19 protein-coding genes are annotated in these 22,569 nt (G+C 63.2%); 15 read left to right on the top strand and 4 right to left on the bottom strand.

The features are described 5' to 3' along the window. Positions 1–177 precede the first annotated feature (177 nt). From prlC to MQW23_RS19180, 4 genes are all read left to right on the top strand, one after another. Positions 178–2,226, top strand: coding sequence for an oligopeptidase A (gene prlC, locus MQW23_RS19195; protein ID WP_252109834.1), 2,049 nt, complete (start codon positions 178–180; stop codon positions 2,224–2,226). 54 nt (positions 2,227–2,280) lie between these two features. Continuing rightward, on the top strand, positions 2,281–2,529 hold the full coding sequence (locus tag MQW23_RS19190) for a YheV family putative zinc ribbon protein (RefSeq protein ID WP_252109833.1): 249 nt from the start codon (positions 2,281–2,283) through the stop codon (positions 2,527–2,529). Positions 2,530–2,884: 355 nt separating this feature from the next. Further along, a complete protein-coding gene (locus tag MQW23_RS19185; protein ID WP_252109832.1) occupies positions 2,885–3,874 on the top strand; it encodes a TAXI family TRAP transporter solute-binding subunit in 990 nt (329 codons plus the stop codon). An 89-nt stretch (positions 3,875–3,963) separates the two neighbouring features. Further along, complete coding sequence (locus MQW23_RS19180; protein ID WP_252109831.1) at positions 3,964–6,162, top strand: TRAP transporter permease; 2,199 nt, start codon at positions 3,964–3,966, stop codon at positions 6,160–6,162. A gap of 71 nt (positions 6,163–6,233) precedes the next feature. On the opposite strand, the gene metF is transcribed toward MQW23_RS19180, so the two are convergent. Next, positions 6,234–7,076: a methylenetetrahydrofolate reductase [NAD(P)H] gene (gene metF / locus MQW23_RS19175; RefSeq protein WP_252109830.1), complete on the bottom strand. Its 843-nt coding sequence runs from the start codon at positions 7,074–7,076 to the stop codon at positions 6,234–6,236. Between the two features lie 136 nt (positions 7,077–7,212). Here metF and MQW23_RS19170 point away from each other — a divergent pair, with 136 nt between their 5' ends. Next, positions 7,213–8,148 carry an AEC family transporter gene (locus tag MQW23_RS19170; protein ID WP_252109829.1) on the top strand — a complete coding sequence of 312 codons (936 nt, stop codon included), beginning with the start codon at positions 7,213–7,215 and terminating at the stop codon, positions 8,146–8,148. Between the two features lie 33 nt (positions 8,149–8,181). Here the strand turns inward: MQW23_RS19170 and ligB are convergent, their stop codons facing one another. Together ligB and metK are read right to left on the bottom strand one after the other, a co-directional pair. Then, positions 8,182–9,966 (bottom strand): NAD-dependent DNA ligase LigB, encoded by a 1,785-nt coding sequence (gene ligB / locus MQW23_RS19165; RefSeq protein ID WP_252109828.1) that lies wholly within the window; start codon positions 9,964–9,966, stop codon positions 8,182–8,184. Between the two features lie 114 nt (positions 9,967–10,080). Next, complete coding sequence (metK, locus tag MQW23_RS19160) at positions 10,081–11,301, bottom strand: methionine adenosyltransferase (protein WP_252109827.1); 1,221 nt, start codon at positions 11,299–11,301, stop codon at positions 10,081–10,083. Positions 11,302–11,574: 273 nt separating this feature from the next. Between metK and tkt the strand changes: the two genes are divergently transcribed. The 10 genes from tkt to MQW23_RS19110 all read left to right on the top strand — a co-directional run bounded on the left by tkt (position 11,575) and on the right by MQW23_RS19110 (position 20,890). Beyond that, complete coding sequence (tkt, locus tag MQW23_RS19155) at positions 11,575–13,563, top strand: transketolase (protein WP_252109826.1); 1,989 nt, start codon at positions 11,575–11,577, stop codon at positions 13,561–13,563. 33 nt (positions 13,564–13,596) lie between these two features. After that, positions 13,597–13,941, top strand: a complete 345-nt coding sequence (locus MQW23_RS19150; RefSeq protein ID WP_252109825.1) for a CidA/LrgA family protein — start codon at positions 13,597–13,599, stop codon at positions 13,939–13,941. A gap of 12 nt (positions 13,942–13,953) precedes the next feature. Then, on the top strand, positions 13,954–14,676 hold the full coding sequence (locus MQW23_RS19145) for an LrgB family protein (RefSeq protein ID WP_252109824.1): 723 nt from the start codon (positions 13,954–13,956) through the stop codon (positions 14,674–14,676). A 66-nt stretch (positions 14,677–14,742) separates the two neighbouring features. Next, complete coding sequence (locus MQW23_RS19140; protein ID WP_252109823.1) at positions 14,743–15,786, top strand: type I glyceraldehyde-3-phosphate dehydrogenase; 1,044 nt, start codon at positions 14,743–14,745, stop codon at positions 15,784–15,786. A 34-nt stretch (positions 15,787–15,820) separates the two neighbouring features. Further along, positions 15,821–16,990 (top strand): phosphoglycerate kinase, encoded by a 1,170-nt coding sequence (locus MQW23_RS19135; protein ID WP_252109822.1) that lies wholly within the window; start codon positions 15,821–15,823, stop codon positions 16,988–16,990. A 49-nt stretch (positions 16,991–17,039) separates the two neighbouring features. Then, positions 17,040–18,104: a class II fructose-bisphosphate aldolase gene (fba, locus tag MQW23_RS19130; RefSeq protein ID WP_252109821.1), complete on the top strand. Its 1,065-nt coding sequence runs from the start codon at positions 17,040–17,042 to the stop codon at positions 18,102–18,104. A 148-nt stretch (positions 18,105–18,252) separates the two neighbouring features. After that, complete coding sequence (locus MQW23_RS19125; RefSeq protein ID WP_252109820.1) at positions 18,253–18,597, top strand: hypothetical protein; 345 nt, start codon at positions 18,253–18,255, stop codon at positions 18,595–18,597. A 243-nt stretch (positions 18,598–18,840) separates the two neighbouring features. Continuing rightward, the gene (locus MQW23_RS19120; RefSeq protein WP_252109819.1) at positions 18,841–19,572 is read left to right on the top strand and encodes an HAD family hydrolase; all 732 of its coding nucleotides are present in this window, start codon (positions 18,841–18,843) and stop codon (positions 19,570–19,572) included. After that, a complete protein-coding gene (locus tag MQW23_RS19115) occupies positions 19,556–19,930 on the top strand; it encodes a translation initiation factor Sui1 (protein WP_252109818.1) in 375 nt (124 codons plus the stop codon). Before MQW23_RS19120 ends, MQW23_RS19115 begins: the two co-directional genes overlap by 17 nt. A gap of 51 nt (positions 19,931–19,981) precedes the next feature. After that, entirely contained in the window at positions 19,982–20,890 is a 909-nt protein-coding gene (locus tag MQW23_RS19110) for a nuclease-related domain-containing protein (protein WP_252109817.1), read from the top strand. Here MQW23_RS19110 and MQW23_RS19105 read toward each other — a convergent pair. Beyond that, positions 20,887–22,218 carry a deoxyguanosinetriphosphate triphosphohydrolase gene (locus tag MQW23_RS19105; protein ID WP_252109816.1) on the bottom strand — a complete coding sequence of 444 codons (1,332 nt, stop codon included), beginning with the start codon at positions 22,216–22,218 and terminating at the stop codon, positions 20,887–20,889. The two genes, MQW23_RS19110 and MQW23_RS19105, sit on opposite strands and share 4 nt — an antisense overlap. Between the last annotated feature and the right edge of the window lie 351 nt (positions 22,219–22,569).

Here is a 22,569-nt window from a genome sequence, read left to right as displayed (position 1 = left end):
AGGCGCCCGGGCAAAGGCCAATGGCCCTTGGGCCCGTCGTGAAGCGCCTCGCGCGCTTTTCAAACGCCCGCGTACTCGCCGCTTAATAGCGCCGCTGCCATTGAAAGCGCGGGGCATCGCCCGCACTGTGTCATGATCGCTTTGTGATCGCGCCCTTTTATTTTCAACGAGGTGTCCATGTCCCAAAATCCCCTGCTTGAGACACAAAAGCTTCCCCCTTTCGCCGATATTCGCGCCGAGCACGTGGTCCCGGCGATCGACACGCTTCTGGACGAAAGCCGGGCGGCCATCGAGTCCCTCGTCGACCAGGCACGTCACACGCCGCCGACCTGGGCGAACTTCGCGGCCCCTCTGGAAGAGGTCAACGACCGCCTTTCCCGCGCGTGGTCGCCGGTCAGCCAGCTCAACAGCACCATGAACTCGCCGGAACTTCGAGAGGCCTATGAGGCATGCATCGAAAAGCTCTCCGCCTTTGGTACGTGGGTAGGCCAGCACGAAGGCCTCTTCCACGCCTGGCAAGCGCTAAAGCAAGAGCCCACCTGGTCGAACCTCGATGCCGGCCAACAGCGCACCGTGGATAACGCCCTGCGCGATTTCCGCTTGGCAGGCGTCGATCTGCCCGCGGATAAGAAGGCGCGCTACGGCGAGATCCAGGCGCGGCTCTCACAGCTTTCCAACCAGTACTCGAACCACGTGCTGGACGCTACTCAGGCTTGGCACAAGGATATCGAAAGCGTTGATGAGCTGTCCGGCGTGCCGGAAAGCGCCCGCGAGACGCTAAAGGCCATCGCCGAGGCGAAGGGCGTCGAGGGCTACCGCATCACCCTCGATTTCCCGAGCTTTTTTCCGGTGGTCAGCTACGCCGACCGCCGCGAGCTGCGCGAAGAGGTCTACACCGCCTTCGTCACCCGCGCCTCGAACCAGGGCCCGAATGCGGGTCGCTTCGATAACGCCGCGCTGATCGAGGAAATTCTCGCTCTGCGCCAGGAGCTGGCGCATCTGCTCGGTTTCGATACCTATGCCGACCTGTCGCTGGCGACCAAAATGGCGGATTCGCCGGTCCAGGTAGAGGCGTTTCTCAACGATCTGGCCCGCCGTGCCAAGCCCCAGGCCGAAGAGGAGTTCGAGGAACTTGGCCGTTTCGCCCGCGAGGAGCTCGGTATCGATACCTTGAAGCCCTGGGATGTCGGCTACGTCAGCGAAAAGCTTCGCGAGGCGCGCTACTCGATCAACCAGGAGCAGCTTCGCCCCTACTTCCCTGCTCCGCGTGTAGTCGACGGGCTCTTTCAGGTGCTCGAGCGCCTTTACGGCCTGCAGGTCGAGGAAGACACGAAGGCGCCGCGATACCATCCGGACGTGCGCTTTTTCAACATTCTGGAACACGGCGCGCCGATCGCCGGCTTCTATCTCGATCTCTACGCCCGTGAAGGTAAGCGCGGCGGTGCCTGGATGGCCGACTGCCGCGTGCGTCGCGAAGGCGAACACGGTCTGCAGCTGCCGGTGGCATTTTTGACCTGCAACTTTACCGCCCCGGTCGGCGATAAACCTGCGCTTTTAACCCACGACGAAGTCACCACGCTCTTTCACGAGTTTGGCCACGGCCTGCACCACATGCTCACCCGCCAGTCGATCGCCGATATTTCCGGCATCAACGGCGTGGCTTGGGATGCGGTGGAGCTGCCCAGCCAGTTCATGGAAAATTACTGCTGGGAGCGCGAAGGCATCGACCTGCTTTCCGGCCATGTCGAGAGCGGCGAGCCGCTGCCCGAGGCGCTGTTCGAGCGTCTGCTGGCGGCGAAAAACTTCCAGTCCGCCATGGGCATGATGCGCCAGCTCGAGTTCTCGCTGTTCGACCTGCGCCTGCATCACGAGCTCGAAGCGCCGAGCGCGGATGACGTGCAGGCGCTGCTGGATGACGTGCGCCGCCAAACCTCGGTCGTACCCACGGTCGACTTCAACCGTTTTCAGAACAGCTTCAGCCACATTTTCGCCGGCGGCTACGCGGCGGGCTACTACAGCTACAAGTGGGCGGAAGTGCTCTCGGCGGACGCCTGGAGTGCGTTCGAGGAAGCGGGCATTTTCGATTCGGCCACCGGCACGCGCTTTCGCCAGCAGATTCTCGAACAAGGCGGTGCGGCGGATGCCGCCGAGCTGTTCGAGGCGTTTCGCGGGCGCGAGCCGAGCGTCGAGCCGCTTCTGCGCCACAGCGGTATCCGCGCCGCCTGACGTACCACTTTAACGACCAAAGAGCGCGGCGGGCCGCCGCGCTCGGGAGAAACCATGTCGAGTGTGAAACGCTTTATCGCCGGGGTCACATGCCCGCGCTGTGCGGCCATGGACCGCATCCGCGCCTGGGAGCAAAACGGCATTCGCTACCGCGAGTGTGTGAACTGCGATTTTTTCGAGCAGCTTCCCATTGAAGACGAAAACTCCTCGGAGCTGACCACCCGGGTCAACCAGGTACGCGAGGAGCAAAAAAGCCAAGACGTTCAGCCGGTGCGGATTCTCGATCCCAAGGGCAACTCCTGAACCACGCCTTCTTTCTTCAACAGAATTTGGCCTAACAGGTTTTTCTAACAGGACCGTTTCTAACAGGGCTTTTCCTGACAGCGCTTTTACGACCCATCCCCTGATCGCCGCACCTCGCTTGAGTGTGCGGCTTTTCGCACGCCTGAACCTGGCGTCTGTGCGAACATCCAGCCACTTCCCGCTTTTTTAATTTCGACCAAAGTTGCAGAAAAACGTCGTAACTCGTTGAAAATAAATAAAGTCATGCCATCTGGCACGAGGATCGCTCTAAACAGGCTGTTTAAACGCGGTACTGCCGCCTTATTTAAAAAGCAGCTTCACAAGAAACTTCAATAACAGCCAAGGAATTCTCGCCATGCGCCAATTCATGCCCAAAACCGCTCTTATGCTCGCAAGCGCCACTCTCGTTGCCGCCGCCGGTAGCGCCAACGCCGAAGAAGACCGCGCCGGCTGGCCGGACAACTTCACCGTCGGTACCGCAAGTCAGGGCGGTACCTACTTCGTCTACGGCTCCGGCTGGGCCAACTTCATCGCCGACGAGCTGGGCCTTTCCGGCGGCGGCGAAGTGACCGGCGGCCCGACCCAAAACCTGGCGCTGGTGCACTCCGGCGACATGGCCTTTGGCCTGACGACCATGGGCCCGGCGGCCGACGCGGTGAACGGCGAAAGCCCGCTGGCGCCGGGGCTCAAAATGGACAACGTCTGCGCGCTGTTCCCGATGTACGAGACACCGTTCTCGATCACCGCGCTTTCAAGCTCCGGTATCGAGTCGATCTCCGACATTCCCGACGGCGCGCGCATCGGCTTCGGCCCGGCGGCATCCACCTCGGACACCTACTTCCCGGCGATGCTCGAAACCCTGGGCGTGAACTTCGAGCGCCGTAACGGCGGCTGGTCGGATCTCGGCGGCCAGCTCCAGGACGGCCTGCTGGACGTCATCGCCTTCGCCGCAGGCATCCCGATTCCGGCGGTCAGCCAGCTTGAGGTGCAGACCGACGTCAACATCATCTCCTTCACCGACGAAGAGCGCGCTACTGTGCTCGAAAACTACCCGGTAGCGGAGTACGACATTCCGGCGAGCACCTACACCACACTCGAGGAGGACTCCCCGGTCGTTTCCATGTGGAACTTCGCCATGGCGGGCTGCGACCTGCCCGAGGACTTCATCTATGAAGTCACCAAGGTCACCATGGAGAACAACGACCGCATGCGCTCGATTCACCGTAGCGCCGAAACCACCGTGCCGGAAAACGTCGTGCACAACACCGTGCTGCCCTTCCACCCGGGTGCGGCGCGCTGGTTCGAAGAGAACGGCTATGAGATCGACGATAGCCTGATCAAGTAAGCCGGTCCGCTCGCTTTTTGCCCCGCCGGCGCCGCCGCGCGGGGCCGTTTTGTCTATCCCCTTTTACCGATTACCGAAGGTGACCTTGCATGAGTCATAACGCCGACTCCCCCCCACATGACGTCAAGGATGAAGGTCACGTCTCCGCGGCCTCGAGCGCGACGATCGCCGATGGCGTCGACGAGGAAGTGGTCGAAGCCAACCGGCGCGTCTTTACCGGCTGGCAGTTTCTCCTGTTCGCCACGCTTGCGATTCTCTACTCGGGCTTTCACCTGTTCTCGCTGAACGTCTACCCGATCGAAACCTGGTCGTTTCGCATCATCCACATCGCCGGTGCCCTGATTCTTGGGTATGGGCTTTTCGCTGGCGCACGCTTTGCCGATGCTGATACCGCCGCCTCGCCTGCCTGGCTCAAGGCTCTGGGGTTCGCGCTGCTGATTCCGGCGGCCTATACGCTGGTGCAGGTAGTGTTGATGCAGCAGACCCTAAACAGCGGCGCCATGCGCATCGACCCCGCCGTGGAGAACTGGCACTTTGGCTATCCGCTGATGGCGACCACCGCTGTCGCCATCGTGCTCTCCTGGGGTTTTCGCCTGGAGCGTCATCGCTTCAACCCGGCGGACCTGGTATTGATGGTGTGCGCGCTGGCAAGCGCCGGCTATTTGCTTTTAATGTACAACTCGCCAATGCGCGCCTCGACCGGCACCTCCTTTGCGCCGATCGGTATCTCCTGGGCGGCGATCGCCGGCTCGCTTTTGATTCTGGAGCTGACCCGGCGTGTGGCGGGTCTGGCGCTGGTGGTGATCTCCGCCATCTTCCTGGTCTACGTCTTCGCCGGGCCGTATCTGCCGGGCTTTCTGGGCTATCCGGGTCTCTCGGTGCAGCGCTTTTTTAGCCAGGTCTACACCGACGCCGGGATTCTCGGGCCAACCACCGCGGTCTCCTCGACTTACATCATTCTGTTCATCATCTTCGCGGCATTTTTGCAGGCCTCGAAAGTGGGCGATTACTTCGTCAACTTCGCCTTTGCCGCCGCCGGGCGCGCACGCGGCGGCCCTGCCAAGGTCTCGATTTTCGCCTCGGGCCTGATGGGCATGATCAACGGCACCTCGGCGGGTAACGTGGTATCCACGGGCTCGCTGACTATTCCGCTGATGAAGAAAGTGGGCTACCCGGCGCGCAGCGCCGGCGCCATCGAGGCGGCGGCCTCCACCGGCGGGCAGATCATGCCGCCGATCATGGGCGCGGGCGCCTTCATCATGGCGGAGGTGACGGGCATTCCCTATACCGAGATCGCCCTCGCCGCGCTGATCCCGGCCATTCTCTACTTCGCCTCGATCTACTTCATGGTGGATTTCGAGGCGGCGCGCAAGGGCATGCGCGGCATGCGCAAGGACGAAATTCCGCGCTTCTCGCGTCTGGTAAAGCAGGTCTATCTGTTCGCGCCGATCATCATTTTGATCAGCGCGCTGTTCATGGGCTACTCGGTCATCCGCGCGGGGACGCTGGCCACGGCGTCGGCGGCGGTGGTGAGCTGGATCTCGCCTCACAAGATGGGCGTCAAGGCGATCCTCAAGGCTCTCCAGCTCGCCGGCACCATGTCGATCCAGATCATCGCCGTGTGCGCCTGCGCCGGGCTGATCGTCGGCGTCATTTCGCTGACCGGCGTCGGCGCGCGCTTCTCCTCGCTCTTGTTGGGGCTTGCCGGCGTCAGCCAGCTTTTGGCGCTGGTGTTCGCCATGCTGATCAGCATTTTGCTGGGCATGGGCATGCCGACTACCGCCGCCTACGCGGTCGCGGCGTCCGTGGTCGCTCCCGGCTTGATCAATATCGGCATCCAGCCGCTGGTAGCGCACTTCTTCGTGTTCTACTTCGCAGTGGTTTCGGCGATCACGCCGCCGGTGGCGCTGGCCTCCTATGCGGCGGCGGGCATCTCGGGGGATAACCCGATGGGCACCTCCGTGGCGTCGTTCAAGATCGGGCTGGCGGCGTTTATCGTGCCGTTCATGTTCTTCTACAGCCCAGCGATGCTGATGGAGGGCTCGGCGCTTCAGATCCTGCGTGTCGGAGTGACCGCGACCCTCGGTATCGTGCTGCTCTCGGGCATGGTGCAGAAGTGGTTCTTCGGGCCGGTCAACGGTGTCACGCGGGTGGTAATGCTGATCGGGGCGATCTTTTTGATCTACGGCGGCATTTACACCGACGCGTTGGGACTAGCCATTGGCGCGGCGCTGTTCGTGATGCAGCGTAAGCAGCGCGCCAACACGCCTTCGCCCACAATCTCGTAACCTTTACCGTATAAAACCCAAACGCCCGCTCAAGGCATCTTGAGCGGGCGTTTTTTTATCAGGCAACTGACTCAGCCCACCAGATTATCCACGACCTTTAGCACCGGGGCGGACTGGTTCAAGGTGTAGAAATGCAGCCCCGGCGCGCCGCCGTCGAGAAGGCGCTGGCAGAGCCGGCTGACGACGTCGGTGCCGAAGGCCGCAATCGATTCGTGATCGTCACCATAAGATTCGAGCTGTTTGCGAATCCAGCGTGGGATCTCGGCGCCGCAGGCATCGGAAAAGCGGGCCAGCTTGGTGTAGTTGGTGATCGGCATGATACCCGGGATGATCGGCTGGGTGACGCCGTGGGCGCGGGCGCGCTCGACGAAATGGAAGTAGGCATCGGCGGTGAAGAAGTACTGGGTGATCGCCATGTCGGCGCCGGCGTTCATCTTGCGAGCGAAGTTCTCCACGTCGCGCTCGAGGTTGGCGGCCTGGGGGTGGGACTCCGGGTAGGCGGCCACGGCGAGGTTGAAGTGATCGCCGGTTTCCGCGCGGATGAACTCGACCAGCTCGTTGGCGTAGCGCAGTTCACCGATGCTCGCCATGCCCGAGGGTAGATCGCCGCGCAGCGCCACCAGGCTCTCCACGCCCTCTTCGCGGTACTGCGCCAGCAGATCGCGCAGCTGCGCCTTTTCACTACCGATGCAGGAGAGGTGCGGCGCGGTGGTGATGCCGCTTTCGCTCACCCGGCGAACGATGTCCTGGGTGCGGGCCTGGGTGGAGCCGCCGGCGCCGTAGGTGACCGAGAAAAAGCGCGGGTTGGTGGCGGCCAGCGCATCGCGCACATGAATCAGCTTCTCGCGCCCGGCCTCGGTGCTCGGCGGAAAGAATTCGAAGCTGATACCTAACGGATGTTCGTGGCTGCTCATAACGGGCCTCGCGGGAGCTTTAAAGGTGATAATGTGGCCTATTGTCGCCGTTGGGCCGGGGCGCGGCTAATGAAAGATTCCACGGCGCTACGTTAATTTGATTCATAGTCGCGGCCTTTAACCTTTGGAAACCCTCATGGACCTCTCTTTTGCAACGCTTGCGGGCCCTTTGCTAACGCTTTTGAGCTTCGTGGCACTCGGTTTCGTCGCGGCCAAACGGCTCAAGGTGAATCCGCAGCCCATCGCTACGCTGCTGGTCTATGTGATCGCGCCGTTCACCGTATTTCGCGCGCTAATGAACGGTGACCCGACCGCCGAGTATTTGACGCTGACGCTGGCGCTTTTTCTGTTCACCAGCACTCTAGCGCTGGCGGTCAACGCGCTGGGACGGCGCGTTTTCGGCGCCCATGAAGCGGCGCTTTTGGCGTTCTCCTCGGGCACCGGCAATACCGGCTACTTCGGCCTGCCCATCGCGTTGATTTTGCTACCGCCAGAAGGAGTGACGCTCTATCTCTTCTGCATGCTGGGCATCAACCTTTACGAGTTCACCGTGGGCTTTTACCTGAGTGCGCGCGGCCAGTTCTCGGTGCGCCAGAGCCTCATCAAAATCAGCCGCCTTCCGCTTCTCTACGCCTTCGCCCTGGCGCTGCTGCTCGGCGCGCTCTCGATACGCCTGCCCGCGCCGGTAATGGAGTCGCTTTCTGTGTTCCCGGCAAGCTACACGCTGCTCGGCATGATGATCATCGGCATGACATTGAGCCAAGCGCGACTTGCGGCCTGGGATACCCGTTTCGTGCTCGCGTGCCTGGGGCTTCGCTACGTGCTGTGGCCGGCGCTGATGCTCATTGGGGTGCTGGTGCTCGATGCGTGGCTAGGGCTTTCGCCGACGCTGGCGCTGGCGCTGTTGCTATTGAGCGTAGTGCCCATGGCCTCCAACGTGGTGGTGGTGGCGATGGAGCTTGGGATCGAGCCGCAAAAGGGGGCGCTGGCGGTGCTGACCAGTACGCTGCTGGCGCCGCTTTTGATACCGCTTTATCTGGGCGTGATGCTGTCACTCACCGGGCTTGGCTAGGCTCTGTCTGAAAAGTGCCTGGAAAGCCGCCGCTCAAAAACCCGCTACGCCGAAGGCGCGCAGCTGAGTCGCCATGCGCGCAAGCTCGGGGTGGCTGAAAAACGCTGCCAGCGCCTCGCCGCGTACGGGGCCGACACCGGGCCGGGCCTGCCACTCGTCGGCACTCAACGCCTTGAGCGTTTCCCAATCCTGCAGGCGCGCGTCCGCCCCCGGCGGCACGCCTAAAGCGTCCAACCACGTCGCGAAGGAGGCGCCGCGCGCTTGGCCGAACGCGCCCGAAAGCGCCTCGGCGCGCGCCTCCCCGATACCGGAGACCTGTATGAGTTCTTCGCGGCTTAGCCGCTGCCAGCCCAGCAGGTCACTCACCGCCCCCGCCTCCAGCAGTGCGCGCCAAGTGCCCTCGCCCACCCCGCGCATGTTGAGCCGCTCGCCCAGATAGGTCAGCCGCGCCAGCAGCTGATCGAAACAGCCCGGCGTCAGCGAAAAACAGCTCAAGAGATGGTAGCGCTCGGGCTCGGGCGGGGTGAGCTCGGCGCGCTCGCGGGTGTGCCAGACCACCTCGCGCGCCTGGGGAATGGTGAGCCCGGCAAGCTCGACGGCGACCTGGTCACCGGGGCGCACGTCCCACTCGCGCCAGCGATCGAGCGAGCCCAGCGACACCCGCGTAACGCGCCGTCCGTCAAGCTCGACGGGGTAGAGGTGCAGAAGCGGCGTTACCCGCCCGGTGCGGCCAATGCGAAACTCGACGCCGCGCACCTGCGCCAGCGCCTGGCTCGGCGGGTACTTCCACGCCACTGCCCAGCTCGGCGGCGCGCTCGACCAGCGCCGGATGCCGGGGCGCTCGGCTTGCTTGATCACCACGCCGTCGGTGGCGAAGGGCAGCGGCGCGTTGAACCAGGTATCACGCCAGTAGGCAGCGTCGTACTGCTCATCAAGGCGGTGAGTGTAGGCCGCGGTGTCGAAGCCGAGCGCTTGAAGCTCGCCAAGCCGAGTGGCCATGTCCGTCGGGCCGTCCGGCCAGTCCCAAACGAAGAGCCCGATACGGTCGAGCGTCTCCGCGCTCGGCGCGCGCTGCGCCATGACGCCGGCGACGCGCCCCCGGGCGCCGCTCTCCGGCGCTCTAGCCTGTACGTGATCGTTAAGGCGCCAGTAAAGCTCGCCCTGAAAAATCGCGTCGATGGCCTCTGGTAGCCGGTTGGGTACCGCGGGCAGTTCCAGCGCGCGCGGCGTCCAGTTCTGGCCACGCTCGCCGTCGCCGCGGCTGACCGCCTCGATCAGCTCGCCGGCTTCGTACTCGAGCGTAACCGCTACGCCGTCGACCTTGGGCTGAATCCAAAGATTATCGCGGCGAGTAGTGAAGCGGCGCACGCCCGCTTCGTCGGTTTTCTCGAGCCCGGTCTGCGCCGCCGGATGGGCGCGGGTGGAAGTGGTACGCGCAGAAGAAGCCGACGCGGCGGGCGTAGAGGCAGTGCGAGTGGACGTTGTGGTCGTGGAAACAGTGCGAGTAGACACAGCGCGGGACGCCTCGGCGTCCAGAACGTTTTCGAGCGGCCGGTGCTGCGGCGTTTGCCCAAGACAGCGCTGCCACTGCGCCAAACGCGCCGCCGCCTGGTCGTACAGGGTATCGCTGACCAGCGCCACACCCTCGCCGTGGTAGCTCAAATCCCACAGCACGATCTGCTCGGCCAACGCCTGGGTTTCGAGCGCAAGACGCTCATCGGGCCAGGGTGGGCAGTCGTCGGCGCGCGCGCCAAACGCCAGCAGGGCTAACGCGGCTAGCGTCAACAGGGAGAAAAGCGTGCGCCTTGTGCTCGTCATGGCTCGGCCCCGAGGCTAACTATTCATCACCAGCCTAGGGCAGCCGCGGTACTTTCGCCCATAAAAAAACGCCCCCGGCAAAGCCGAGGGCGCTGGATCGAACGCGGAGCGAGCCTAGAGGCCGGCGGCGCTTTTCAGCGCGTCCGCCTTGTCGATCTTCTCCCAGGGGAAGGCGGTGAAGGTTTCGACACGGGTTTCACCCTTGTCGTCCACCCACTGATAACTGTGCTCGAAGGGCTCGCGGCCGAAGTGGCCGTAGGCGGCGGTGAGCTGGTACATCGGGTGCAGCAAATCGAGCATTTTGGTGATCGCGTAGGGGCGCAGATCGAAGTGCTCGCGGACCAGCTCGACGATGCGGGCGTCGTCGACCTTGCCGGTGCCGAAGGTATCAATAGACACCGAGGTGGGCTCGGCCACACCGATAGCGTAGGACACCTGGATTTCGCACTTGTCGGCCAAACCCGCCGCGACCACGTTCTTGGCCACGTAGCGGCCGGCGTAGGCCGCGCTGCGGTCGACTTTCGACGGGTCCTTACCCGAGAACGCGCCGCCGCCGTGGCGGGCCATGCCGCCGTAGGTGTCGACGATGATCTTGCGCCCGGTCAAGCCGCAGTCGCCCACCGGGCCACCGATGACGAACTTGCCCGTCGGGTTGATGTGGTACTGGGTGTTCTCGTCGAGCCACTCGGCGGGCAGCACGTCTTCGATGATCTCGCGCAGCACCATGTGGCGCAGGTCTTCCTGGGCGATCTCCGGGTCGTGCTGGGTGGAGAGCACCACCGCGTCGACACCGCAGGGCTGACCCTGCGCATCGTAGCGGAAGGTCACTTGGCTCTTGGCGTCCGGGCGCAGCCACGGCAGCATGCCGTTTTTACGCAGCTCCGCCTGACGCTCCACCAGGCGATGCGAGTAGTGGATCGGCGCCGGCATGTAGGAGTCGGTTTCGTTGGTGGCGTAGCCGAACATCAGCCCTTGGTCGCCGGCGCCCTGATCTTCGGGCTTGGTGCGATCGACGCCTTGGGCGATTTCCACGCTCTGCTTGCCGATCAGGTTCACCACGCCGCAGGTCGCGCCGTCGAAGCCCACTTGCGACGAGGTATAGCCGATCTCGGTGATCACGTCGCGCACCAGGGTTTCCAGATCCACCCAGGCGGAGGTGGTGATCTCGCCGGCGATGATCGCCACGCCGGTCTTCACCAGGGTTTCGCAGGCCACGCGCGCCTGCTTGTCCCGGGCGATGATCGCATCCAGCACCGCATCGGAAATCTGGTCGGCAATTTTATCGGGATGTCCCTCGGAAACGGATTCGGAGGTAAACAGGGAATATTCGCTCATTACGCGCTCGGCCCTCGTACGACGGCTGCCGGCTGACAGCATCAAAAAAATCGCGGCAGGAGGCACCCTGCCGGAGTGGTCACGCGGCGACGCCGCCGCAAACGGTGGAGTTTACACGCAAGCAGGGCGCGTTCCCATAAGGCGCGCCTATAATTTGCCGAGGCCCTTGAAGTCAGCGACAATAGCCCCCTTTCTGGTTTTCGCATCGGTATTGTCGCTGTTATATCGGTGTTTTCTGATCCCTGTTTTCCGTCTTCAGGCGAGGAGCCCCCCATGCCGTCCCGTTTTGAGCTGGCCAACGCCATTCGCGCCCTTTCCATGGATGCCGTCCAGAAGGCCAATTCCGGCCATCCCGGCGCCCCCATGGGAATGGCGGATATCGCCGAGGTGCTGTGGAACGACTACCTCAAGCACAATCCCGAGGATCCGAAGTGGGCCGACCGCGACCGCTTCGTGCTCTCCAACGGGCACGGCTCGATGCTGCTCTACTCGCTGTTGCACCTCACCGGTTACGACGTCAGCCTCGAGCATCTGCAGTCGTTTCGTAAGCTCCACTCGCCCACCGCCGGCCACCCGGAATTCGGTTACGCGCCGGGGATCGAGACCACCACGGGCCCGCTGGGGCAAGGCTTTGCCAACGCCGTGGGCTTTGCCTTGGCCGAGCGCACGCTGGCCGCGCAGTTCAACCGCCCGGGCCACACCGTGGTAGACCACCACACCTGGTGCTTCCTCGGCGACGGCTGTTTGATGGAAGGTGTCTCTCACGAAGCGGCGTCGTTTGCCGGCACTCAGCAGCTCGGTAAGCTGATCGCGCTGTATGACGACAACGGCATCTCCATCGACGGCGAAGTCGAGGGCTGGTTCACCGACGACACCGCCAAGCGCTTCGAGTCCTACGGCTGGCACGTGGTGCCCAACGTCGATGGCCACAAGCCGGAAGAGATCAAGGCCGCCATCGAGCTCGCCAAGCAAAGCGACAAGCCGAGTTTGATCATCTGCAAGACCATCATTGGCTTCGGCGCGCCCAACAAGCAGGGCAAAGAAGAGTCCCACGGCGCCGCGCTCGGCGACGACGAAGTAGCGGCAACGCGCAAGCAGCTCGGCTGGGAGCACGCGCCGTTTTACATCCCCGAGCCGATCTACACCGCCTGGGACGCCCGTGAGGCAGGTAAAAAGCAGCAGGACGCCTGGAACGAGCGCTTCACGCGCTACGCTGAGGCCCACCCGGAACTCGCCCGCGAGTTCAAGCGCCGCATGAAGGGCGAGCTGCCCGCCGAACTCGGCACCGAAGCGCTGATCGAAAAGGCTCAGGAGAAAGGCGAAAGCATCGCCTCGCGCAAGGCATCGCTTGCCGCGCTCAACGCCATCGGCCCGCAGATGCCGGAGCTTCTGGGCGGCAGCGCCGACCTGGCCCCGTCGAACCTGACCTACTGGGAAGGCACCCAAGCGATCACCGCGGAAGACCCGAGCGGCAGCTACCTGCACTACGGCGTTCGCGAGTTCGGCATGGGTGCGGTAATGAACGGCATCGCGCTGCACGGCGGCTTCGTGCCCTACGGCGCAACGTTTTTGATCTTCATGGAGTACATGCGCAACGCCGTACGCATGGCCGCCCTAATCGGTAACCAGGCGATCTACGTTTTCACCCACGACTCCATCGGTCTGGGCGAAGACGGCCCGACCCACCAGCCGATCGAGCAACTCACGAACCTTCGCACCACGCCGAACCTGGCGACCTGGCGACCTTGTGACGCGGTCGAGACCATGGCTTCCTGGGACGCCGCGCTCAAGCGCCGCTCAGGGCCCACGGCGCTGGTGCTCTCGCGCCAGAACCTGCCGCACCAGGCGCGCAGCAAGACGCAGCTTTCCGAGATTCAGCGCGGCGGCTACGTGTTGAAGGATGCCGAAGGCACGCCGGAGCTGATTCTGATCGCGACCGGCTCTGAAGTGGCGCTGGCCATGGACGCTGCCGCCGCGCTCGAAGGCCAGGGCCGCGCCGTGCGCGTGGTGTCGATGCCCTCGACCGACCGCTTCGACGAGCAGGACGCCGAGTACAAAGAGCGCGTACTGCCGCGCGCGGTGACCCATCGCATCGCGATCGAAGCCGCCCACGCCGACTACTGGTACAAGTACGTGGGGCTCGACGGCCGCGTGATCGGCATGACCACCTTCGGTGAGTCCGCCCCGGCCGGTGATCTGTTCAAGCACTTCGGCTTCACCGTGGACAACATCGTCGACCAGGCCCGTGAACTGCTGGGTTGATCCCGGCGCGCGCAGCAAGGAGCCGCCGCCCGAATGCCTGCACTAACCGGTTTTTTGTGGCTGGTCGGCTACTACCTGATCGGAGAGGCGGTGGTTCGCCTCTCCGATCTGCCCGTCTCTTCCGGCGTGGTGGGAATGCTGTTACTCACCGCCACGCTGATTCTTCTTCGCCGCGTACCGGCCCCTGTGGCCGCCGCGGCCCAGCCGCTGATCGCGCTGCTGGCGATGCTGATCATGCCAGGCGTGGTCGGGGTGTTCTTCATCATCGACGAACTTCAGGGCCAGTGGCCGGTGATTCTTGTCGCGCTGGTGCTCGGCACGCTCGCAAGCGTGGCGAGCACCCTGTGGCTGCTCAAACGTCTGATGGACAGGTCATGAGGGAAGGTCGCCTTGAACGCTGACGGTTTGCTCGACACGCTCGCCGCGTCACCGCTGTTCGCCGTCGCTCTGACGCTCGCGGCGTTCATCGTCGCCAACGCCCTGTTCGTTCGCCTTAAACGGCCCGCCTGGCTTCCAGCGGTGCTGATCGCCGCGCTCATGCTCGCCGCCGCGCTTGCCCTGATCGGGCTGCCCTACCCGCGCTATCGCGAAGGGGCGGTGTGGCTAACCTTGCTGCTGGGCCCGGCCACGGTGGCCCTCGGCATGCCGCTTTATCAGCAGCTGCCACACATCCGCGCACTGTGGCGCGAGCTGGCCGTTTGCTTGCCCATCGCCGCAAGCCTGGCCGCCTGCTATGCGCTGGGCATCGCTTGGCTTTTGGGCGCGCCGCCAGACATTCTCGCCTCGCTTGCCGCCAAATCGGTCACCGCGCCGATTGCCATCGGCATCACCGAGCAAATTGGCGGGTCGGTGGCGCTGATGCTCGGCGCACTGCTGGTGACCGGGGTGGCCACGGCAGCATTTACCGGCCCGGCGGCGAAGCTTTTGAAGATCGAGGACGAGCGCGTCATCGGCTTTACCCTCGGGCTCAACGGCCACGCGATCGGCACCGTGAGGGCGTTCGAAATCAGCCCCGCCGCCGGCGCTTTTGCGTCGCTCGGCATGAGCCTTACGGGCATTTTCACCGCGCTTTTGCTGCCGCTGGCCTGGCACCTGGTAGGAGGTGGGCCATGAAATACGCTAAAATCACGCGAGTTTACGGCCGCCTGGCCGCCACCGTTCGTTAAAGAGCTGCCGTTTATGGCCGAGTCCACGCCTACATTTCGTATCGCCATCAACGGCTATGGCCGCATCGGCCAGTGCGTGCTGCGCGCGCTCATCGAGCGCAACGACCCCGATATCGAGATCGTCGCGATCAACGAGCTGTCGGATCTGGATACGATTGCCTATCTCACCCGCTTCGACACCACCCACGGCCGTTTTCCCGTCGCGGTGGAGAGCGACCGCGAAGCGCTGATCGTCGGCGGGCGGCGCATCCAGGTGCTCAGCGAGGCCGACCCGACCCGCCTGCCCTGGCGGGCGCTTGAGATCGACCTGGTGCTGGAGTGCTCGGGCAGCTTCAAGGACCGCGCCACCGCCGAACAGCATCTCGAGGCCGGCGCCAAGCGGCTTTTGTTCTCCCAGCCGGCGGAGTCCGACGTCGACGCTACTATCGTCTGGGGCATCAACGAACAAACGCTGTCGGCCGAGCAGCGCATTTTGTCGGCGGCGTCGTGCACGACCAACTGCCTGGTGCCGCTTCTCACGGTGCTCGACGAGGCGCTAGGGCTCGAGCACGGCGTGACCACCACCATTCACTCGGCGATGAACGACCAGCCGGTGATCGATGCCTATCATCAAACCGACCTGCGTCTGACGCGCTCGGCGATGCACTCCATCGTGCCGGTGGACACCGGCCTGGCCGTGGGTATCAGCCGGCTGATGCCGGGGCTCAAGGGGCGCTTCGAGTGCTTGCACGTGCGCGTGCCGACCATTAACGTTTCGGCCATGGACGCCGCGCTCACCGTGCGCCGCGATACCGACGCCCAAGAGGTCAACGCGCTGTTGAAAGAAGTGTGCCGCACGCGCCTTCTGGGCGTGCTGGACTACACCGAGGCACCAATGGCCTCGGTCGACTTCAATCATGACCCGCACTCGGGCATTCTGGACGCCACCCAGACCCGGGTCGCCGGCAAGCGGCTCATCAAACTGCTCTGCTGGTTCGACAACGAGTGGGGGTTTGCCAACCGTATGCTGGATATCAGCCGACGCCTGGCGTCGCTCGCGCCGCCTTCAAGCCACTGACGTATCACCGCCCAACCACAAGGAAGCCGTCTGGATGAACGTGCAAACGATGTCCGAGCACTCGCTGAAGGGTCAGCGCGTGCTGATCCGCGAGGATCTGAACGTACCGATCAAGCATGGCCGCGTCACCAGCGACGCGCGTCTGCGCGCCGCCCTGCCGACCATTCAGGCGGCCAGGGACGCTGGCGCGAAAGTGCTGCTGATGAGCCACCTCGGCCGCCCCACCGAAGGCGAACCAGCCGATGAGTTCTCGCTGGCGCCGGTCGCCGAGCATCTTGCCGAGCTTCTGGGCCAGCCGGTTACGCTGGCCACCGACTATCTCGATAAGGCGCCGGAACTCGACGACGGCGACGTCGTGCTGCTCGAGAACGTACGCTTCAACAGCGGCGAGAAAAAGGACGACGAGGCGCTGGCCAAGCGCTACGCCGCGCTTTGCGACATCTTCGTGATGGACGCCTTTGGCACCGCCCACCGCGCCCAGGCCTCGACCCACGGCGTAGCGCGCTTTGCGCCCATCGCCTGCGCCGGCCCGCTGCTGGCCGGCGAGCTCGAAGCGCTCGAGAAGGCGCTCGCCACGCCGAAACGGCCGATGGCGGCGATCGTCGGCGGCTCGAAGGTATCGACCAAGCTCGACGTGCTCAACGCGCTCAGTGAGAAGTGCGATCAGCTCATCGTCGGCGGCGGCATCGCCAACACCTTCATCGCCGCAGCGGGTTATAATGTAGGCAAATCGCTTTTCGAGGCGGACCTGGTCGATCAGGCCAAAACGCTGATGGCGACGGTCAACATTCCGCTACCCACCGACGTGGTCGTGGCCACCGAGTTTTCCGAATCCGCGAAAGCGACGGTCAAGCCGGTCGATCAGGTGGCGGATGATGAAATGATCCTCGATATCGGCCCGGACACCGCCGGCCGCCTGGCCGGGCTTTTGAAAGACGCCGGCACGATTTTATGGAACGGCCCGGTGGGCGTGTTCGAGATCGATCAGTTCGGCAAGGGCACCGAGGCGCTCTCGAAAGCCATCGCTGAAAGCGCGGCGTTTTCGATCGCTGGCGGCGGCGACACCCTGGCCGCGATCGACAAGTACGCCATTAGCGACCGCGTCTCCTATATTTCCACCGGCGGCGGCGCGTTTTTGGAGTACGTCGAGGGCAAGGCGCTTCCCGCCGTGACTGCTCTCGAAGCCGCTGCCCGCGGCGCGTAACCCGTTACCACTACCGACCCTCAAGACCGACAACCAGTAAGGTGACTTCATGGCTTTAATCAGCATGCGCCAGATGCTCGACCACGCCGCCGAACACGGCTACGGCATCCCGGCTTTCAACGTTAACAACCTCGAGCAGATGCGCGCCATCATGGAAGCCGCCGACAAGACCGACTCGCCGGTGATCGTGCAGGCCTCGGCTGGCGCGCGCAAATACGCCGGCGCGCCGTTTCTGCGCCACCTGATTCTGGCCGCGGTGGAAGAGTTCCCGCACATCCCGGTGGTCATGCACCAGGACCACGGCACCAGCCCCGCGGTGTGCCAGCGCTCGATCCAGCTCGGCTTCTCCTCGGTGATGATGGACGGCTCCTTGGGTGAAGATGGCAAGACGCCCATGGACTACGACTACAACGTCGACGTCACCCGCCGCACGGTGGAAATGGCCCACGCCTGTGGCGTCTCCGTCGAAGGCGAACTTGGCTGCCTGGGAAGCCTCGAAACCGGTATGGCCGGCGAAGAGGATGGCATCGGCGCCGAAGGCAAGCTCGACATGGAGCAGCTTCTGACCGACCCGGAAGAGGCCGCCGAATTCGTCAAGGCCACCCACGTCGACGCGCTGGCGATTGCCATCGGCACCAGCCACGGTGCCTACAAGTTCACCCAGCCGCCCACCGGCGATACGCTCTCGATCCAGCGTATCAAGGAGATCCACGCGCGCATCCCGGATACCCACCTGGTCATGCACGGCTCCTCCTCGGTCCCCCAGGAGTGGCTCGAGATCATCAACCAGTACGGCGGCGAGATTCCGGAAACCTACGGTGTGCCGGTCGAAGAGATCGTCGAAGGCATCAAGCACGGCGTGCGCAAGGTCAACATCGACACCGACCTGCGCCTGGCATCCACCGGCGCGGTACGCCGCTTTTTGGCCCAGAACCCGTCCGAGTTCGACCCGCGTAAATTCCTCAAGGAAACCGTATCCTCCATGCGCGATCTATGTATCGCCCGCTACGAGGCGTTCGGCACCGCCGGCAATGCCAGCAAGATCAAACCTATCAATCTGGAAGAGATGTTCGAGCGCTACGCTCGCGGTGAACTGGACCCGAAGGTGAAGTAAACACCTTGCGTTCATGAACCGAGAAAGGCGGCTCTGGCCGCCTTTTTTTATTGCCGGGCTTCCCGAAAACGCTTGTTGCAGCGCAGCATCAGCGTAGTATGGCGCCATCACCGTATCGATACTGTTTCATCAACTGAAGGTAAACGCCATGAAGCACTCCGCCAAGCCGTTCAGCGCCCCCTTCGTTCCCATGATGGGGATCTACAGTGCCACCATGATGGCGCTGGAGCTTTGGAGCACCTCGCTGTCGACGATCGCTCAGCGTCAGCATCTGTGGCAGACCCAGCCGTTTTTTAGCCCCGGCATGATGCTCGAGAATCAGCGCATGGTGACCGAGAAAATGGAAGCGAGTGTCGAGGCGGGCATGGCGATGCAAAAGGCCTTTTTCGGCGCCATGAACGGTCACTATGCGCCGTGGTGGGTCACCAGTCAGAAAACGATGTCCCCGTATCACCGCCGCAGCCGCGATAACTCGCGCAGGCTTTCGCGTTAATCCCGCCTTAGCGTTAATCTTTTTTAAGAAAGCCCGACTGGCGGCGTCGCTGCGCCAGGTAAAGGTTTTATCTCACTTTTTTGGAACATTTTTCGCCCGAGCGCCCTCAAAAGGGCCTCTCGGGCATTTTTTGTTTTGTAAAAAATTATAAAACAGTGTTCACAAAGGTCCGTAAATCTCGTTCAATAGGACGATCGTCTACTTTTTAATCACTACACGCAGCAGGCGCTGCAAGGATCAACGATGCCGCTCCCACTTTTGTTGTTCGATTGTGATGGCACTCTGGTTGATAGCGAACCCCTTCTGGCCGACGAGATGGCCACGGCGCTGACCGGCGTCGGACTGCCTTTCCAGCGACAGGATTACATGGGCGAGTTTCGCGGCGCCCGGTTTCGCACGATCGTCGCCGAGCTTCAGGCTCGCTTTGGTGAGGTCGACCCGCAGCGCCTTGAAAGCGCCGAGCGCACCATGCGCGACAATCTCGCCAAGCGCCTGACCCGCGAACTCAAAACCCTGCCCGGGGTTGTCGATACCCTCGAAACGCTTCGCCGCTTTCCAAGCGCTGTGGTCTCCAATGGTCCGGAAAGCAAGATTCAGGCGGCATTGAAAGCAACGCAGCTTGCCACCTATTTCGGGAAACGCTTCTTCAGCGGCTACACGGCCAACTGCTGGAAGCCCGAGCCCTGTCTCCATCTTCACGCAGCCAGTATCATGGGCTTTGGCGCGCGCGACTGCATCGCCATCGACGATGCGCTGGTCGGCGTTCGCGCCGCGCTCAAGGCAGGCATGACGGTGATTCATCTCAACCGCTTTCCCGACTCGGAAACCACGCCGGACGGGGCGATCAGCATCGACAGCATGACGCAGTTGACCAGCGTCGTGAGGCGGCTGATCACCGGACGCGAAAGCGCCGCCATCGCCCCACACTTTTCAGACAAAGGGTTAACGGAAACACGGTATGGCCTCATTACGTGATCAGTTGGGTGGACTTGTCTACTCAACCGAACAGGGCAGAACCTGCCCCGATTGCCGCGCACGGGTCGATGACTGCGTCTGCGACGAGCAAAGCGAGCAGGCAAGGCTCGCCTCGCTCGACGGTATCGTACGCATTCGCCGCGAAACCAGCGGGCGCAAGGGTAAGGGCGTGACCACTCTCAGCGGTATTCCGCTGGCCGGCGATGAGCTCAAGACGCTTGCGAAAACGCTCAAGAAGCGCTGCGGTACTGGTGGGGCCGTCAAGGATGGCATCGTCGAAATTCAGGGCGACCACCGTGAAACGCTCAAAGCGGCGCTCGAAGCGATGGGTTATAAGGTCAAACTGGCGGGCGGCTAGACTGCCCGGCGCGCACCGCAGAGCGATTCTGCATACGGGTAAGGCACTGCAATGGTCTGGCTGGAGTATCTGCTACCGCTGATTTTCTTGTTTCCGATGGCGGCCATGGCCAGCGTCGTCCTTGCGCTGCGCAGCCTTCACGATGCGCGCGTAAGCTCCCCCTTCGATGCTCCGCTTCGCGAGCCCGGCCAGGGTCTTCGCGCCCGCCTCGAACGTGCCTACTCCAATTTGTTTCTCAACGGCGCGCTTGGTCCCATCGTTAGCCTCGCGCCGCTGGTTTACGGAATGGGCCGCATGCTGTTCGTGGAGCATCAGGAGTGGGGAGAGTGGGCGCTTTACGGCCTGGTGAGCACGCTGCTGGTGGTGGCGTTTTCACTGCTGCTGATTCGCGACTACCAACGTATTCGCCGACTCAAACTCGGCCTTGCCTGCGAGCTGGCGGTAGGCCAGGAGCTCGAGCGGCTGATTCGCCCCGAGGCGCATCCCTACTACGTATTTCACGACGTTCCCACCGATAGCTTCACCATCGACCACGTGGTGGTAACGCCGCACGGCGTGTTCGCAGTCGAAACCCGAGCGCGTACGCTGGCGCTTGGCCCCGATGGTAAAGAGCTCAACGAAGTCGCGGTCGAGCCCGAGCGGCTACGCTTTCCCCATTGGCAGGAGCGCCGCCCGCTGCTCAAGACCCGTCAGAGCGTTGCCTGGCTTTCCGATTGGCTAGAGCAGCGCTGCGGCGTGCCGGTCAAGGTGCACGGCGTACTGGCGCTGCCGGGCTGGACCATCGATACCTCCGAAGCGGCACCGGACGTGCTGGTCGTCAGCGGCGAGCAGCTTGCGCGTGAACTCACCGAGCTTACGCCGGCGCTATTGTCCGACGCGCTTCACGACAAAATCATCCACGTACTGCTGGAGCGCTCGCGCATGACCGAGCCGCCGCATCTACAAAAGGCGTCGGTTTAGTCACCGCGTAATCGACCGCCCATCTCCTGAGCCAGGTCCACCGCGTAGTGGTCGGTCATCCCGCCAATGAAATCGAGCATGCGTCGGTAGCTGTCGTACAGCGACCAGGAAGGCAGCGGCGTGTTTTCACCGATCAGGGCCAACACACGCTGATGCTTGAACGAGCTTTGGCCGGTATGGTGAAGCTCATGGGCGGCGCCGATGAACGCTTCCAGCAAGATGCCCAGCGTCGTATAGGCGCCAATCTCGAGTTTTGCCTTACGTTCGTTTTGAAAAATACGCTCCCGGGCCAGTTGCTTGGCCGCCTGCACTCCCCACCCCAAGTCCGGGTGACAAAGCTCTAACAAATCCTCAACCAGCGTGCCGCTCAATAGCGCCTGCTCGTTTTGCACGAACACCGACGCCACTTCGTTGACCGCACGCTCCATGGCCGCCCCACGCAAGAGCGCAATGCGCCGGCGCTGCGAGACGTTGCGACTGAGCATCTCCTCATACTCCGGCGGAAACTCGCCGGCGATCTGGCGCAGAATTTCCACCACCTCTTCGTAGCGCAGGATGCCCATCTCAAGGCCATCTTCCAGGTCGAGCAGCGCGTAGCAGATATCGTCGGCGGCCTCGACCAGCCAGGCCAGCGGATGGCGACACCAGCGCTGTTCGCCCTGGGGCAAAAGCCCCACCGCCTCGGCTACCTCGCTGAGTAGTGCCTGCTCGGACTGGTAGCAGCCGAACTTGCCCATGCGGCCGCCGTAGCGCACGGTCCAGGGGTACTTGAGCAGCGTGCCGAGCGTGGCCGCCGAAAGGCGCATGCCGCCGTTGAACTGGTTGTATTCGATCTGGGTAATGACGCGAAAGCCCTGAGCGTTGCCCTCGAAGGTGAGCAAGTCCTCACACTCTGCCTCGGAAAGCCCGTCGAGCAGCCCACTTCCCTGGGCGCGGCGAAACCAGTCGCGAATAGCGTACTCGCCGGCATGACCAAAAGGAGGATTGCCGATATCGTGGCCCAAACAGGCGGTTTGCACGATCACGCCCAGATCTGCCGGGGTAATCCACTCGGGCAGCTGGTCGCTCAATAGCTCGCCGACGATCATACCGAGCGAGCGGCCGACACAGCCCACTTCCAGCGAGTGGGTCAGCCGGGTATGAATATGGTCGTTCTCGGTGAGCGGATGCACTTGGGTCTTGCGACCCAGACGACGAAACGAGCCGGAGAAGACGATGCGGTCATGATCCTTGTGAAACGGGGTGCGCCCCATTTCACGACCGGTGGTCGAGCGCTTGTCGTGCAAACGGCGGGGCGAGAGCAGTTGCTCCCAGCGCATGTGTGTCATGGCAATCCTCCTTGAGGAAGGCATTCTGACATAAAACGCCAGGCAGCGGCATGCAGACATGGGGACATAGGGACATAGGGACATAGGGACATGCATGTCCTCAAGGAGTAGGCCGGAGTCAAGGGCCTCGCCCGCCCCGGGCGGCTGTGCGCCGCCATCGCCCGATGAATAGGACTCCTACAGTAGATCGGGGCGCGATTGCCCCGTAGGAGCAGGCGTCAGCCAGCGACGCGGCGCACCGCGTCGCTTGGGTGGGGCGGCAGGCACCCTGCCTGCCGGGCCTTTTCCTTGCTTTTTTCCATGCATAAAAAAAAAAGCCCCGAACACAATGTGCTCGGGGCTTTTTCGAAT

The organism is Halomonas sp. S3-1-1, assembly GCF_023757625.1.
In the GTDB taxonomy this organism is placed as follows: domain Bacteria; phylum Pseudomonadota; class Gammaproteobacteria; order Pseudomonadales; family Halomonadaceae; genus Vreelandella.
The sequence above is the reverse complement of the archived record's forward strand: the minus strand, read 5'-3'. Positions and strand labels throughout refer to the sequence as shown.